Raw genomic sequence first — 15,876 nt, 5'->3', positions numbered from 1 at the left:
CCTGTGACCCTGACCGACCTGCTGGAGACACGCGCTAAGGAAAACCACAACACCGTAGCTTATGTTTTCAAAGACTCCAAAATTACCTTCAAACAATTAAACGCGGACGTCGACTCCGTCGCAGCCGCTTTATCGCGCCTTGGCGTCAAAGAAGGGGATCGCTTCGCCATCTGCATCCGTAATGCTCCGGCCTTCATCATCACTTGGTTCGCTCTGGCTAAGCTCGGGGCCATCGCCGTTCACATCAACTTCATGGTCAACGAAGAGGAACTGGCCTACATCCTTAAGGATTCCGGCTCAAAAGGCATTATCAGCCAGAAAGAATTCCTGGGCAAAGTGCGCCAGGCTGCGGCCCAATCCGGGACAGGGCTCCTCGTCTTGACGGATGAAGAACCCAAAAACAAAAACGAATACCGCTACGAAGAGCTCAAATCAAAATACGCCGGCCAGCCCTACCCGAAATTTGCCGCGGAAGAGAACACCACGGTCACCATCCTTTATACATCGGGAACCACGGGCAAACCCAAGGGAGCCATGCTCTCCCATCATAATCTCTACTCAAATGCCGTGACTTCCATCCAATACCTCGGACTCGTTTCCCGCAAAGAAAGAATTCTTTGCATTTTGCCCATGTTCCATATTTTCGCCTGGGCGTCGATCGTCCTCGTGGGTATGGCCGCTCCCTGCCTGATCCTGATCGTCGAATCCATCACCCCGCCCGATCTCTGGTTGAAGCTCATGGCTAAATGGAAGGTCACGCTATTTCCGGCCGTGCCGCCTCTTTATCATGCGCTATCCACAAAAGCCAAGGGCATTAAACGATTGGTTTTGAGGTACTGGTTCTTCAGGACGGTCAAACGGGCCATTTCCGGCGCCGCGCCGCTGCCCTTGGAAGTCTTGAAAACCTTTGAAAAAAAATTCGGAGTGCCGATCCTCGAAGGCTACGGTTTAACGGAGACAAGCCCCGCGGTTTCCGTCAACACCTTGGCCTATCGCAAAGCGGGCAGCGTAGGCAAAGTGATCCCGGGCGTCAAGGTCAAAATCCTCGATGACAATGCAACGGAGCTCCCTCAGGGAGGAGAAGGGGAAATCTGCGTCAAAGGCGCCAATGTTTTTCAGGGTTATTGGAGGCTCCCCGAGGCCACCAGGGAATGCTTCACCTCGGACGGTTACTTTAGAACGGGCGACATCGGCCGCTTCGATGAGGAAGGCTACCTTACCATTTGCGATCGAAAGAAAGACATGATCATCGTCAAGGGCCTGAAAGTATTCCCCGTGCAAATTGAAGAAATGATCATGCGCCACCCCAATGTCCAGGAAGCCGCTGTTTTGGGCGTCCCGCAGGAAGACGGGGATGAAATCATCCAGGCTTATGTGACGCCTAAGAAAGGAACCGAGGTGAAAAAGGAGGAAGTCCAGGATATCCTGGCTTCTTTGCCGGCGTACAAAAGGCCCAGGGACATCGAATTCCGTGACGAGCTGCCCAAAAATGCGCTCCAGAAAATCCTCAAACGCGAATTGCGCCGTGAGGCCCAAGAAAAATTAAAGGCCCGGCGCATGGCGGCCAAAGTATAAACTCCGCTGCAATAGAGTATCGAGGTGCTGCCTGAGGCGCTGTTAAAAAAACTTGTCTCCCTGGAGCGCTTAGGGGGGCCGCTTTATCTCGTCGGAGGCGCGATTCGCGATGAATTGCTCAAGCACGAGACCAGGGATTTCGATCTGATCAGCCCAAAAAACGCCCTGCAAATCGCCCATCGCTTCGCCCAGGAAAACCAAGGACGCCTCGTTGAGCTTGATGATCAACGAAAAATTTTTCGGGTGGTTCTCGGCTCGCCCGGACAACGCGCCTATTTCGACTTCGCCGATTTCCAGGCGCCGAATTTGGAGGAAGATTTATTATCAAGGGACTTCACCATCAACGCCATGGCTTTGCCCGTGGCTAAAATCCGGGCCCGGCCGCTGGCCGGGGCCATCATCGACCCCTCCGGCGGACTCAAGGACTTGACCCGCCGGGTTCTAAAAACCGGCCGGGAGAAAAACCTGACCGATGATCCCCTGAGGCTTTTGCGCACGTTCAGGTTTTCAGCCGCCTTCGGTTTTAACATCGATAAAAGCACCTTCCGCTGGGTCGCCGAGCATGCCGCAAAAATCCGAAAAGCGGCGCCGGAACGAATCCGCTTCGAACTGTTGTCCATTTGCTCCACGCAGCGCGCAACAGGCGCCTTCAAAGAAATGGACAAAGCCGGGCTGCTCACGCAAATTTTTCCGGCGCTGGAACGCGCAAGGAACCTGGCCCCGCAATATTACCGCCAGGGAGGCGTCTTGGGCCATGCCCTGGCCGCGGTCGGATGCTTTGAAGCGGGCCTCGAAGAAATTCCCCGGCGCTGGCCCAATTTGGGCCGTAAAATTTCAGTTTACGTCAATACCTCCATGTCCGGCGGGTTCAAACGCTCCGCCGTGCTCAAACTGGCGGCTTTAGTCCACGACATCGCCAAACCGCATACGGCCAAAAAAATCAGCGGACGGCTGCGCTTCTTCGGGCATGATAAAAAGGGCGCGGCGCTGTTTAAAAAAATAGGGGAACGGCTGCGCTTCTCCAATGAAGAAATCGCCTACATCGCAAAAATCATCGATGCTCATTTAAGACCCGGCAATTTGGCCGAGCAGCCGGCGGTCACGGACCGGGCCGTTTACCGTTTTTTCCGCGATTTGGGCGAAGACGGCGTGGGCGTGCTGTTGTGCGCGCTGGCGGACCATCAAAGCTACATCGCCAAAAACCGCCGGTGGGATAAACGCGAGCCTTCGATCCAAACCGTCCGGTACCTGCTGACGCGCTATTTCGAAGAAAAGAAAAAAGTCGTGCCCCCTAAAATCGTCGACGGCAACGATGTGATGCGCGTCCTCAAAATCGGGCCCAGCCGCGACGTCGGCAAAATACTCAAAAAAATCCAGACCCTCCAGGTTGATGGAAAAATAAAATCCCGTGAACAAGCCGTCAAATATCTTGACCGCCTTAAAAAGAAAAACGCCGCTTAAACAACGATTCAAACAAGCCAGAGACGCCGCCTTCTGGCTGATCCTGGCGTTTCTGACCATCCGCTATTACCACGGGCTGTTCACGGGAAGATTCAAAGATTTGGTTTTGGACCGGCTTAGCGGCTTTTGATCCCGCTCGTCAGCCTCTTTACATCCTTTGGTTCGCCGGTTTGATCGGGCTGTTTAAACCGTGGATTCTGGGATTGCTGGCCATGCTTTCCATAGCGTTTTGTCGGCGCCAAATGACCGCCTGGATCGGCGAAATCCGCCGATCCATCGGCGCATTGGCTCAAGAGATAAAAAATGAATACCGGGACAAACAGGCCGTCTACATCGGCGCTTTGATCATGATTTCAATCGCCTTGGCGATCACCTTCGCGATCGCCAGCCATGCTCCGGCCGTTTACAGAGATGATCTCTCTTATCATCTCTATCTGCCCAAGGCTTATCTGGAGATGGGCCGCATTGCGCCAGTTCCATTTCACCAAGCCCAAAGCTATTACCCGCATCTCTTTAATATCAGCTATATCCCGGCCCTGGCCTTCGGCGGCGAATTGGCCGCAAAAATGATGAATTTTTGCTGGAGCTTGGTTTTAGCCGGCCTGGGCATTTGCCTGGCTTTGCGGGCCGGAGCAAGCGCTCTCACGGCTTGCACCGCCGGAGCCGCTGTCTTGGCCACGCCCCTGGTGGGGGAAATGAGCCAAACGGCCTTGGCTGATCTGCCCGCCGCTTGTTTCGCTCTAGGCGGCCTGCTGGCGCTGCTGGCTTATCAAAACAAAACCCCGGCGCCCGTCGCCATATTAAGCGCCCTGGCGCTCAATAAATACACGTCCTGGAGTTTTCCTCTGGCAACGGCCATGATCTTCGCCTGGCAAACGCGAAACAACGCGCGCTTCTTGTTCCGCGGCGTTTTTCAATTCGCCTTATTTTCCATGACCGCGTTGCTGCCCCTATGCGCTTATCTATGGTGGACCATGGGCAGCCCTTTCTACCCGCTGCCTTTTCTCAATGGATTCCCTTACGATTCTCTTGAAAAAGCCAATTTAGCGGCTACGACCATTAATCGCAACCCGGCCATGCTTTTATCCTATTGTTGGGAACGATTCTTAAGCGGCGGCGGGCTTGACGGCGGGGCTTACCTGGCGTTTTGCCCGCTGATTCTCTTATGGCCGGACCTTCTTAAAGGGAAAACCGGACGAATCGCTCTATGGCTGGCGCTGGCTTTGGCGATCCGTTTTTTCGCGGGGGGACAATCGCAACTGATTTGGCGCTACATTTTGCCGGTGTACGCCGCAGGCGCTGTTTTAGGGATCCTGGTCTGGGGACGAGCGTTGGGCGAATGGCCGAAACGCCGGTGGATGCTGCGCTTGATGTTGGCCGCCCAACTCATTGTGCCCGGTCTCACGGCCATGGCCATGAGCGCCTTGCCGCAGGCTTTCTATAACGCCGGACGCCTCAGCGGCTCCGATTTTCTTGATCGCTACTACCCGAATGAAGGCTGGGAAATGCTTCTAACCGTCAATCATCTGCCCCCTCAAAGCCGCACGGCCGTGATCGACCATCATGCCACGCCTTATCACTACAAGGACCTGGGCCGCCATTTGTGGCAAGTGCCGCATGAAATCCTCCTTCAAGACGATCCATTGAGAATCGCCGAAGCATTGAAACGCGAACAAATCACTCATGTATTGTTCATCCATAGTCAATGGGAACGGACGCGAACTCCCAATGGCGTCCTGTGGAACGCCGTTTACTTTGCGCCTTATATCCAATGCCGCTGGTGGACGAATAAACGGCTTGATTTCCTCAAATCCGTAAGTTGGACGTGGGGCGCCGTGCTATTTAAAATCGAACCGGCGATCGGCCGGCTATAGGGGTCCCTGACCCATGGCTCCGATTCTTCTTCTTCCAAAAAATCTGCTGTTAGCCATGGCCATGTTTTTGTTGTGCGGCGCCCTGGGAAAGGCCGTTCTTCGTTTCAATTTAAAAAATGAGCAAGCCCCTCCGGAGCAATTGCTGATCGAGCTCTTGCTCGGTTATGGACTTTGGCTTTATGTCTTTTTTGCCATGGGACTTTTAGGACTCTTCAATCGCTGGGCTTTTTTGGTTTGGGCCGTCGCCTCCGCAATTTTATTACGCAGCAGCATTGTCAGCTTCATCAACGAAAGCCTGACGCTCGTGCGCCAAGGCATGCGCCGGGTGAGCGGCCTAGGCCCAGGGCAAACGGAAAAAATACTTCTCTCAACGGCGTTAGCCCTGACGCTCATCATCGCCGTCATCCATTTATTCACCTGCCACACGCCCGGCATTGTTCGCGACGATTTGTCTTACCACCTTTACCTGCCTAAAGCTTACCTGAACATGGGTCGCATGGCGCCGCCGCCCTTTGATCAAGCTCAAAGTTATTACCCGCAAATACTCAATTTAATTTATGTGCCGCTCATGGCTTTCGGCGGCGAATTGGCTGCAAAGATGATGAACTTTTTTTGGGCTATTGTGCTTGCCTTATTGGCCGCATGCCTGGCCGCAAGAGTATCGGGCAGCGCCCGGTCCGGGCTTGCGGCCGGGCTCGCTCTTTTCGGATCTCCCGTGCTGCTTCAACATTCATCCATCGCATCAACCGATATCGCGGCCGCGGGTTTTTGCCTTGGGGGATTTTTGGCTTTTCTGCTCTATCGCGAAGAAAAAACGCCTCTATGGATCACCGCGGCCTTGGCCGCCCTGGCGCTCAACAAATACACGGTTTGGAGTTATTGGGCGGCCCTGATCGTTTGTTTCATCGCCGTCGAGCGCAAAAACATATCAACGATCGGGCGCGGACTCGCCATGTTCGGGCTTTCGGCGGCTTTTGCGCTGGGCCCTTTTTGCCTCTATCTTTGGGTTATTCGCGGCAACCCTCTCTATCCCATGCCCGCCTTCGGATTGCCCTTCATCGAGCTGGAATGGGCGGACCGCCTGGGCACGTCCATGCGCCGGGACTCGGCGACATTGGGATCGTATTTTTGGTCGCGTTTTTTTTCCGGCCGCGTTCTTGAAACAGGTCCCTACGTGGCCTTTATTCCGGCCGCTCTTTTATTGAACGGATTCTGGCGCAACAACCGGCTTCTGCTGTCGGCCTGGATTGCGCTGGGATTTATTCCCCGGTGCTTTGCCACCGGCGAGCATCATCTCATCGCCCGCTACAATCTCTCCATGCATGCGGCCGCGGCTGCGCTCGCGTTGGCAGCCTGGTGGCTGGCGCGGGAAACTTATCCCAAGGCGCGCGGATTATTGAATATTCTATTTGCCGCCGGAATTATTTTTCCTAACCTAGCCGCTTCCGGCCTCAACGCCTTGCCCGCCCTTAAATCCAATTTCAAATCATCGGGAGACGCTCAATTTCTTGAACGATACTACCCCAGCGAAGGCTGGGAGATGGTTCAATTCGTCAATCGCCTGCCCCCGGAAAGCCGGGTGGCGGCGCTCGATCATCATTTCATGCCTTATCACTATAGAGACTTGGGCGGGTTCATCAGGCAAGCGCCCTATCGCATGCTCCTTCTTAATGACCCAAAGGAAATTGAAAAAACGCTCCGGCGGGAAAAAATTACCCATGTTCTTTTTGTGACTTCGCAATGGCGATTGCTCAAATCCGCCTCAGGATACCTTTGGGAAGGCGCGTATAGCCACGGCTTTGTTCAATGCCGCTGGTGGGAACATTCGCAAAACCTCGGTTTTTTGGAGGCTATTTTCAAATCAAAGGGAGGAATTCTCTTTAAACTAAAAAGAACGTGACAAAAAACCGGATCAATCCCCGGCTTCTTCTGTTCTCGATAAAAGTCCGCTCTTAATCCTCTCCAAAATAAAACTCAGCGATGAATCGGAAACGGCGGCGCCCGCTGCTACGCCGACCAAACTAGTGTGAGCGGCATCAAAAGCCCTGTTGACCACCGCAACCTTTTCCTCCCTCGTCCTGCGGGTGCGCGCATCGTGAATAAAACCGCGAACGACTTCACGCTTAAGTTTCCCGGCTTCGCCGGCCCTTCGCCGTCCGACCATGGCGCCAAGAAACTCCTGGGCTAAATCCCCATGGCGGATCTTGTAACTCAACCAAATATCCCTGAAATCTTCTTCCTCGAAATTAAAATCAATGCCGAAAGGCGTCTCAGATTTTAACTCGAGTAAAATCGGAAGAACCTCTTCACATTCTTGCTGAGTCTGGGTATGCTGGTAGCTTGATCCCGTAAAAAGGCCATCCTCGTGCCACTGATCAAGGGCTTGGCAAATTTTGGATATTTCTTTATGCAGAACATCGATGCACTGGGCGTTCACTTGCTGGCCGTCGTTTTCTCCGCAATTAACAGCGGCATGCAGGGATGCGCTGCCGAAAAAAACAACCAACCCGAAAACTGATAATGGCCGTGGAATCTTGCTGATCATTGCCCGGACCTCCTTTCTACCGCTACTATTTATGTAACAGAACAACCGTCAAAAATCAATAACGGCCGGCTTCAATCGGCAGCGGTTGTTTTTTTAACCAAGGCATCCTTAGGGTCCCTTATGCGCAAAAGTCCGGAAGAAGCGACCAGCATCAATAACGGCATAATGGCCTCGCGAAAGCGCACAATCATGTAAAAGCCGGAATGAATGCCCCATTTATAAAGAATAATCAAAGCAATCGCCGCCCAGAGAGGCTCTTTTCTGACCGGAAGCCCGAATACGCCCAGGATAAACAAGGCGAAAACCGGCAAGTAACTGACGACATAAAGAATATTTTGTTTTATGGAAACGGCGTTTGGGGTCAAAAACGGCCTCCAAAAATGGACCATATTACCGGCCCAGATATACAGCGCCCGGCCCGGATTGCGGCGCACGTAATTTAAGGCATCGTTCATCAGCCATTGCTTGGACTCGATCTCCGTCATCGGTTCAAGCCTAGCGACGGTCGCGGAATCGAAAGGAATTTCTTTGCCGGAAAAACGGTAATCAGGGTGATACGTTTCCCAAAACATGCGCGCAAAATTCGTGCTGATGGGGATGAACCGCCGGTGGATCAACCAATTACGAACCGTCCAAGGAGCCAGGCCCAGCGTCAAAAACAAAGCGAACAAGGCGGGCTCCAGCAAGCGCCGGCAAGACGCTCCCAAATAAACGATGAGGATGCCTGCGGCCAACAAATATTCTCCTCGAAAAAGAGTCATCAAAGCCCAGAGCAGGCCCCCTAACGATGGAAATACGTAACGCTGCCACGATTTCTCCGGTTTTGGGCATTTAGCCGCCAGCAACAGCAGCCCGATCAGCATGTCCGTGGCAATGGCGTGCGGATTGACTCTGGTCGACCAAAAAAGCTGCGGCGGATAAAACGCCCAAATCCAGCCCGCGATCCTTCCTTTTTTGCCCATCAAACGCTCGCCCAAGGCGGCCAGCCATAAACAGGCCAAGGAGCTCAATAAAATAATCGGCCACCTCAGAGGATCGAAGGTGCGGCCGAAAAAAAACACGCACAGCGCCGTCAAATAACCCATGGCCGGGGGCAGGTAAGATTGATAGCGGACATTCTCCAGGTTCATGGGATGAGTCCACGGCCCTTCGCCTTTAAGAATATGCTCGGCCATATTCAGATAAGTCCCATCGTCATCCCCATGATCTCCGGGGCCGATGAGCCATGCCATCAACAGCCGGGCGATCAACGCCGCGCTGAAAAGGCTTAAGCGGGGGTATGTTTTGATCCAGGCGAAAACGCCGGAGGGTTTCTGCTGAGGCATCAATTCAGGTTAAAAAACGCTTGTAGAAAAGAAAACAAATATTTTCGAGGCCGACTTTCCAGGGCAAAAGTTTGGTTTCGCCCAAGCGCTCGGCGTAAACGATGGGGTATTCGCCGAAACGAATGTCCGGATTGGTCATGGCTTCGATTTTGATCTCTTCGGAAAAATTCCAATTATCGGAAAGAAGCTTCATCTTGGGCAGCACGCTTTTCTTGAACACCCACATGCCGGAGAGTCCGTCCGTTATTTTTTGTCGGTATAGGATCACGATCAACAGCGTGATCACCACATTGCCGAAAAAATTCCTAAAACGCATGCTCTCTTGATGCCTTAAGGGGAAACGCGAGGCTGAGACAAAATCTAAATTTTTTTCGCGAATGTAGTCGATGATTTCTCCGGCGGTTTCAAAAGGGTAAGTGCTGTCTCCGTCCGCAGCCACGACGAGATCGCCTTGAGCCGCCTGAAAACCGACTTTATGAGCCAAGCCATAACCCCGGCGCCGCTCAACAATGACTTTGGCGCCCATTCCCTGAGCGATTTGGGCTGTCCGATCCTTTGAGCCGCCGTCCACGACAATGGTCTCATCGACAAAAGCCGGAACTTTTTCCAGCGAGGCCCGGATGCCCGATTCCTCGTTGAGACAAGGCAGGACCAATGAAACTTTTAGTCCTTTATACATGGAAAATCATTATGGCATACTACTTTTTCCTATGCGGGTTTTTGTCACTGGGGGAGCCGGATTTATCGCAAGCAATCTCTGCGAACGCCTGCTTCAAGAAGGACACCACGTAACCGCGTTCGACAACCTGCTCTTAGGGCGCCTTCAATTCATCGCTCCCCTTCGATCGGACGCAAAATTTCGCTTTATCAAGGGCGACCTGCTTAATCCACCGGCCCTTAAACGCGCCATTACCGGCCATCAAGCGGTGTTTCACATGGCCTGCAACTCGGATATTCAAAAAGGCACGCTGGCTACGGACACCGATTTGAAGCTGGGTACGCTGGCCACGTACAATGTGCTTGAGGCCATGCGCTTAGCCCGCATACGGCAAATCGTCTTTGCCTCGACCTCCGCCGTTTACGGTGAATCGACGGCGCTGCCGACGCCGGAAGACTACGGCCCCCTGCTGCCGATTTCGCTTTATGGAGCGAGCAAGCTGGCGGCCGAGGCCCTGATCTCATCCTTCGGGCATTGTTACAACGTCAAGGCATGGATTTTCCGCTTCGCCAATATCGTCGGCAAAAACGGCACGCACGGAGCCCTCGTTGATTTCATCCGCAAGCTAAGGCGCAACCCGCGCCGTTTGGAGATTTTGGGCGACGGGCGCCAAGCCAAGCCCTACCTGCATGTCGCCGATTGCGTGGACGGCATGATGCACGGCTGGGAAAAAAGCCGGGCGCCGCTCAATGTCTTCAATCTAACGCCCGATGACCGGACCAATGTCCGGGATATCGCGCGCATCATCGTGCGGCGGATGGGTTTACCATCGGTCCGCTTCGCTTACACCGGAGGATCGAGGGGCTGGCCCGGGGACGTGGCTCGCGTGCTGCTCGACGGCCGCCGCATGAAAAAACTGGGCTGGAAACCGCCCTTACGCTCGGATCAAGCCGTGAAAAAAGCGGTTGATGATCTGCTTGGGCAGTTATGAAGGACTGCCAAGTCGTCATTCTGGCCGGAGGCCTGGGAACCAGGCTGCGCCCCCTGACCTTGTCCATGCCCAAACCCATGATCGAAGTCGCCGGGAAGCCGTTTCTCGAACATCAAATGCTCATGCTTAAGAACCAAGGTTTTCGGCGCATGCTGCTTCTGACCGGCTATAAAGCGGAGGCGGTCGAAAATTATTTCGGCGATGGAACGCGCTGGGGCCTTGAGATCAACTACTCCAAAGAAAAAAATCCGCTGGGCACGGGAGGCGGGCTTAAATTAGCCGGACCTTTCCTCGATAATATTTTCATGCTCTTAAACGGCGACTCTTATTTGCCGATCAACTACGTGAAATTTCTGAATGCGTTCAACAGCAGCTCCTCTTCGGGCCTTTTATCCATTTATGACGCCGGCAAGGAAAACCTCGGAACGCCGGGCAATATCGAATTGAACGGGCAAGGCCGCATCCTTGCTTACAGCAAAAAACGCAGCCAGCCGGCGCCCTTTGTGGATGCAGGCGCCTCCTGCTGGCGCCGGCAAATCATCGATTTGATCCCGCCCGGGAAACCCGTCTCCCTGGAGGAAGATATCTACCCCGGCCTGATTCGAGAAGGAACATTGGCCGTCTACAAAGCCGAAGCGCGCTTCTACGACATCGGCACGCCCGAGCGCGTTGAAGCGTTCGAACAATACTTAAAAACGCAGGGAACGCGCGCATGATCATCACGCGCACTCCTTTTCGCATCAGCTTGGCCGGAGGCGGCACGGATCTGGCCGAATTCTACGCGCGTGAGGAAGGCGCGGTGGTGAGCTTTGCCATCGACAAGTACATGTACATCACGGTGCACCCGCGTTTTGAAAAAACGATCCGCGTCAGCTATTCCAAAACCGAAATCGTGGACAGGCCAGACGACCTGGAGCACCCGATCGTGCGCGAGGCCCTGAAAACCACGGGCATCGACAGCCATATCGAAATCATTTCCATGGCCGATATTCCGGCCAATACCGGATTGGGCTCCTCGTCATCGTTCACCGTGGGGTTATTGCATGCCCTCTGGTCATATAAAGGAAAACGCGTCGGGGCCGAGGATTTGGCGCGGCAAGCTTGCGCCATTGAAATCGAGCGCTTGAAAGAGCCCATCGGCAAACAGGATCAATATATCGCGGCCTACGGCAATCTGCGCCAAATCCGTTTTCTGCCCAACGGCCTGGTCAGAACCAAGGCTTTGTCGGTCAAACCCGCAGTCCGCCGGGCGCTGGCCGATAACCTCCTGGTCTTCTACACCGACATGACGCGCCGGGCCTCGGATATTCTCAGCGAACAGAAAAGGCAAACCGCGGATAAAATGTCGGTTTTAAAGGCCATGCGGGACATGGCCGATGAACTGGCCCGCGTCCTGGAGAAAGGGCAAAAACTCGACCGCGTAGGGGAAATCCTGGATCAAAGCTGGGCGCTGAAAAAATCGCTGGCTCCGGGCATCACCAACCCCCGGATTGAAGAACTCTACGATGACGCCCGCAAAGCCGGGGCGATCGGCGGCAAAATTTTGGGAGCTGGGGGCGGCGGTTTCCTTCTTCTTTACGCGGCTCGCGGACGCCAGGGAGCCGTGCGCCGGGCTTTATCCAGCCTGCGCCCTTTAACGTTCGCGCTGGAGCCGCGCGGCAGCGTCATTGCTCACCGGAATTAACGCGCCCATAATCATCGGCCAGCCTGATAATATCGTCTTCGCCCAGATAAGAGCCGACCTGCACTTCGATCAGGATAAGTTTTGTCGAACCCGGATTGCCCAGACGATGCAAAGACCCCTTCGGTATAAAACAGGATTGATTCGCTTTAAGGCGAAATTTCCTCCGGCCGCAGACGACTTGGCCGATGCCTTGGATCACGGTCCAATGCTCGGCGCGATGACGGTGCTTTTGAAGGCTCAGCCGTCTGCCGGGGAGCACTTCAATTCTTTTGACTTGATAACCCGCGCCTCGCTCAATAACGAGCCACCGACCCCAAGGACGCGCATGAGCGGCTCGGATCAGGGAACGACGGCCTGTCTTCTTTCGCATAACCCTGTAAAGTTTAGGAAAATTAACGGTCGACTGAAAAATTCATGACTCAACATTTCTGGCTGCGTTACCTTTGGTCGTTCCTGCCGCCGTCTTGGCGCCAAGGCAGGGTTTATCGGGAAACCATGGCCATGCTTGAACAACATCAAAATTGGTCCAAAGACCGGCTCGATTCTTTTCAAATCAACGCCACGAGCCGCATCCTCGAGCACGCCTACCAAACGACCTCCGGCTATCGCCGCCGCTTCGATGAATGGGGCGTGAAACCGTCCGATTTCAAAACTCCGGAGGACATCCGCAAATTTCCCACCATCGCCAAAGAGGACCTGCGCGACGGCCTTGAGGAATTCAGCTCCGACGCCGTGGCCAAGAGCCGCCGCGTTTATGTCACGACCGGAGGATCGACCGGCATCCCGTTCGGGCTTTACTGGGTCAAGGGCTACAATATCCCCAAGGAACGCGCCTTCATCGACGCTCAGAGAAAACGCATCGGATTCAACCCCGGCGACAAGGTCGCCGTGTTTCGGGGCGGCTTCGTCGGCACAGCGGAAAAAAATGGGCTTTGGCGCTATGACCCCGCGCATAACGAACTTCATTTTTCTTCCTACCATCTTAAGGAGCCTTTCCTGGAAATGTTTCTGGAACAATTGACTAAATTCGCTCCTGATTTTCTCTACGGATACCCATCCGCGTTCGTTCTTTTAGCCGGCTATGTCAAAGAAAAAGGCGGCTGGCCGGGAAAACCCCTCAAGGGCGTCATGGCCGGTTCCGAAAATATCTACCCCGGCCAACGGGAGTTGATTCAAAACGTGTTCGGGTGCCGGGCCTTCACCTGGTACGGCCACAGCGAGGCCGCTGTGTTGGCCACGGAATGCGAACATTCCAGCGACTATCACGTCATCGCCGAATACGGCTTAGCCGAAGTTCTGGACCGGGAAGGCCGGCCCGTGACGCAGGAGGGGGAAGCGGGAGAAATCGTGGGCACGGGCTTCTACGGCTGGGCGACGCCGTTTATTCGCTACAAAACGCGCGATCTGGCCGTGCTTGGGCCCGGCCGTTGCGAACGCTGCAACCGCAATTACCCGCTTTGGCGCCGGGTTCAAGGCCGCCTTCAAGAATTCATCGTCACCGGCTCTGGCCGTCCGATCTCCATGGTCGCGATCAACATGCACACACCCGTCTTTGACAATGTGCGCCAATTCCAGTTCTATCAGGAAAAACCCGGCGAGGTTGTCTTACGCTTGGTCAAAAAACCGGCCTATGGTCCGCAGGACGACGCGAATATCCTCCGTGGAATCGGAGAGAAACTGGGCCCGGACACGAAACTTGTTCTGGCGGCCGTGGACGCCGTCGAATCCGCGCCGTCGGGAAAAAATCGCTTCCTTATTCAGAAACTTTCCTTGGACCGGTACTTGGGCGATCAACAATCGTTCAAAGAATTGCTGGCTGATCAAATCGAGCCGCCGTCGGGCTCGAATCAAAAATAAATTTTATGTGCGGCATTATCGCGATCTGGTCCAGGGAACAGCCGGTTGGCGAGCAAGAACTGCGCGAGCTCACCGATTGCCTGAAACACCGCGGCCCCGACGGCGAAGGCACGCTGCTGGTCACGCCTCAACTGGGCCTGGGCCACCGGCGTCTGGCCATCATCGATTTATCCCCCAGCGGCCGGCAGCCCATGAAAGACCTTCAAACGGGCAACGTCGTCACCTATAACGGCGAACTCTACAACTACAAAGAATTAAAAAAAGAGCTCGAAGGCTTCGGCCATGTTTTCCGCAGCACCTCGGACACCGAGGTTCTACTCAAAGCTTATGCGCAATGGGGAATGGATTGCTTAAAGCATTTTTACGGGATGTTCGCTTTCGTTTTATGGGACGCCAAAAAACAGGCGCTTTGGGCCGCGCGCGACCGATTAGGCATCAAGCCTCTTTACTGGGTTCAGGACAATGAACGCGTGATCATCGCCTCGGAGCTCAAAAGCCTGCAGCCCTACTTGAAAACGACAAAGCAACTTCGCTTGAACGAAAACGCCCTGGCCTTCTATTTAACCATGCGCTCGGTTCCGACCGACGACATGCTCATGAGCCCGGTCAAACGCCTGGGCGCCGGGCAAACGCTTTGGTTCGAACGCCCGCACAAAACCCCGGAACAGACAGCCTATTGGCGATTAAGCGATCACTCGAAAGAACGGCCGGCTGACGAAGGCGAAGCGCTCAACGAGCTGGAAACCTTGCTGCGCCGGGCGGTTAAACGCAGGCTGGTCGCCGATGTTCCGGTGGGGTGTTTCCTCTCCGGCGGCGTGGACTCGTCGTTGGTCACCTTGTTCGCGGCGCAGGAATCCCAAGGCAAACCCGTTCATAGCTTTTCCGTAGACTTCGAGGAAGCGGCTTACAGCGAGCGCGTTTATTTCGACCATGTCGCCGAAGCGGCTAAAACCGAGCACCATGTATTCAGCATGAATGCGCGGACGTTCCTGGATTTTCTGACGGACTGGGTCGTGTACATGGATGATTTGGTTTCCGATCCTTCATCGCTGCCGCTTTATTTCGTGGCCAAGGAAGCCCAGCGCCACAACATCAAAGTGGTTCTTTCCGGGGAAGGGGCCGATGAACTATTGGGCGGTTATGACAGCTACCTTCAAATGATCCGGCTCAACCCGTTGAGAGGCCTGGCACGCTGGGCGCCTTGGGCCGGGCTCCTGTCCGGAGACGACCGGCGCGATCTCTGGAACCGCCTGGCCGGAAATCACCCGTTTAGGGGCACGGCCTATGTGTTCGGCGAATCCCTGCGAAGCCACTACTTGAAGAAAGATATTTCATTAGAACCCTGGGTCCATCATATTTATGGCCAACCAGGGACGCTGGGCCTGGTCAATCAAATGCTTTATTTCGACATGGCCACGCGCATACCGTCGGATTTGCTCATCCGCACCGACCGGGTGACCATGGCCGCTTCCATCGAATGCCGCGTGCCGTTTTTAGACCATGAGTTGGTCGAATCCATGCTGGGCTTGGCCGGCGGTTTGAAAATCAAAAACGGCACGGGCAAATACATCCTGAAAAAATTGGCACTTCGCTACCTTCCGGAAAATTTCGTTTTCCGCCCGAAAGTCGGTTTCAACGTGCCCTTGAACGAATGGTTTCAAAAAGAATTAACGGGCATGCTCGACGATATTTTCTTTAAAGAACGCCGCATCCAAGCGCTCAATTACCCGGCCATTCAGGAACTCATCAAAGAGCACCGGCAGGGCCGTTTCCAGAGCGCCAAAATTTGGAATTTGCTGGCCTTAGAGCTTTGGCACCGCAGGTGGATCAACGCTTAAACCTCACCGGCGCATCGTCCTGAAACCTCGTCCATCAGTTTCCGGCATCGGCTGGAACGCTTTTCAAC

At 54.4% G+C, this 15,876-nt stretch carries 14 protein-coding genes; 10 read left to right on the top strand and 4 right to left on the bottom strand.

The genetic code is table 11. The annotated features are described in order from the left end of the window. Nucleotides 1–3: 3 nt before the first annotated feature. From HYT79_04290 to HYT79_04270, 5 genes are read left to right on the top strand one after another with little or no spacing between them, the layout of a single operon-like run. A complete protein-coding gene (locus HYT79_04290) occupies nucleotides 4–1,575 on the top strand; it encodes a long-chain-fatty-acid--CoA ligase (GenBank protein MBI2069801.1) in 1,572 nt (523 codons plus the stop codon). Nucleotides 1,576–1,599: 24 nt separating this feature from the next. Further along, the gene (locus tag HYT79_04285) at nucleotides 1,600–3,036 is read left to right on the top strand and encodes a CCA tRNA nucleotidyltransferase (protein ID MBI2069800.1); all 1,437 of its coding nucleotides are present in this window, start codon (nucleotides 1,600–1,602) and stop codon (nucleotides 3,034–3,036) included. Then, complete coding sequence (locus HYT79_04280) at nucleotides 2,984–3,166, top strand: hypothetical protein (GenBank protein MBI2069799.1); 183 nt, start codon at nucleotides 2,984–2,986, stop codon at nucleotides 3,164–3,166. Before HYT79_04285 ends, HYT79_04280 begins: the two co-directional genes overlap by 53 nt. Before the next feature lie 40 nt (nucleotides 3,167–3,206). After that, nucleotides 3,207–4,910: a hypothetical protein gene (locus HYT79_04275; GenBank protein MBI2069798.1), complete on the top strand. Its 1,704-nt coding sequence runs from the start codon at nucleotides 3,207–3,209 to the stop codon at nucleotides 4,908–4,910. A gap of 13 nt (nucleotides 4,911–4,923) precedes the next feature. Continuing rightward, nucleotides 4,924–6,810 (top strand): hypothetical protein, encoded by a 1,887-nt coding sequence (locus HYT79_04270; GenBank protein MBI2069797.1) that lies wholly within the window; start codon nucleotides 4,924–4,926, stop codon nucleotides 6,808–6,810. A 12-nt stretch (nucleotides 6,811–6,822) separates the two neighbouring features. Here the strand turns inward: HYT79_04270 and HYT79_04265 are convergent, their stop codons facing one another. The 3 genes from HYT79_04265 to HYT79_04255 form a co-directional block, all read right to left on the bottom strand. Further along, on the bottom strand, nucleotides 6,823–7,455 hold the full coding sequence (locus HYT79_04265; protein ID MBI2069796.1) for a hypothetical protein: 633 nt from the start codon (nucleotides 7,453–7,455) through the stop codon (nucleotides 6,823–6,825). A 71-nt stretch (nucleotides 7,456–7,526) separates the two neighbouring features. Continuing rightward, a complete protein-coding gene (locus HYT79_04260; GenBank protein ID MBI2069795.1) occupies nucleotides 7,527–8,780 on the bottom strand; it encodes a glycosyltransferase family 39 protein in 1,254 nt (417 codons plus the stop codon). A 4-nt stretch (nucleotides 8,781–8,784) separates the two neighbouring features. Beyond that, complete coding sequence (locus HYT79_04255) at nucleotides 8,785–9,459, bottom strand: glycosyltransferase family 2 protein (protein MBI2069794.1); 675 nt, start codon at nucleotides 9,457–9,459, stop codon at nucleotides 8,785–8,787. Between the two features lie 31 nt (nucleotides 9,460–9,490). Here HYT79_04255 and HYT79_04250 point away from each other — a divergent pair, with 31 nt between their 5' ends. Genes HYT79_04250 through HYT79_04240 form a run of 3 tightly spaced genes read left to right on the top strand, consistent with a single transcriptional unit; the run spans nucleotide 9,491 to nucleotide 12,113 of the window. Beyond that, nucleotides 9,491–10,429: an NAD-dependent epimerase/dehydratase family protein gene (locus tag HYT79_04250; GenBank protein MBI2069793.1), complete on the top strand. Its 939-nt coding sequence runs from the start codon at nucleotides 9,491–9,493 to the stop codon at nucleotides 10,427–10,429. Further along, nucleotides 10,426–11,145 carry a nucleotidyltransferase family protein gene (locus HYT79_04245; GenBank protein ID MBI2069792.1) on the top strand — a complete coding sequence of 240 codons (720 nt, stop codon included), beginning with the start codon at nucleotides 10,426–10,428 and terminating at the stop codon, nucleotides 11,143–11,145. Before HYT79_04250 ends, HYT79_04245 begins: the two co-directional genes overlap by 4 nt. Then, nucleotides 11,142–12,113, top strand: a complete 972-nt coding sequence (locus HYT79_04240; GenBank protein MBI2069791.1) for a GHMP kinase — start codon at nucleotides 11,142–11,144, stop codon at nucleotides 12,111–12,113. The genes HYT79_04245 and HYT79_04240 overlap by 4 nt, the downstream gene beginning before the upstream one ends. Here the strand turns inward: HYT79_04240 and HYT79_04235 are convergent. Beyond that, on the bottom strand, nucleotides 12,094–12,483 hold the full coding sequence (locus tag HYT79_04235; GenBank protein ID MBI2069790.1) for a phosphomannose isomerase type II C-terminal cupin domain: 390 nt from the start codon (nucleotides 12,481–12,483) through the stop codon (nucleotides 12,094–12,096). The two genes, HYT79_04240 and HYT79_04235, sit on opposite strands and share 20 nt — an antisense overlap. Nucleotides 12,484–12,527: 44 nt before the next feature. Between HYT79_04235 and HYT79_04230 the strand changes: the two genes are divergently transcribed. Together HYT79_04230 and asnB are read left to right on the top strand one after the other, a co-directional pair. Beyond that, nucleotides 12,528–13,970 carry a phenylacetate--CoA ligase family protein gene (locus HYT79_04230; protein MBI2069789.1) on the top strand — a complete coding sequence of 481 codons (1,443 nt, stop codon included), beginning with the start codon at nucleotides 12,528–12,530 and terminating at the stop codon, nucleotides 13,968–13,970. A 5-nt stretch (nucleotides 13,971–13,975) separates the two neighbouring features. After that, on the top strand, nucleotides 13,976–15,808 hold the full coding sequence (gene asnB, locus HYT79_04225; GenBank protein MBI2069788.1) for an asparagine synthase (glutamine-hydrolyzing): 1,833 nt from the start codon (nucleotides 13,976–13,978) through the stop codon (nucleotides 15,806–15,808). Nucleotides 15,809–15,876: the final 68 nt, after the last annotated feature.

The organism is Elusimicrobiota bacterium (assembly GCA_016180815.1).
Lineage (GTDB): Bacteria > Elusimicrobiota > Elusimicrobia > JACQPE01 > JACQPE01 > JACPAN01.
This window is presented reverse-complemented; position numbering and strand designations above follow the sequence as displayed.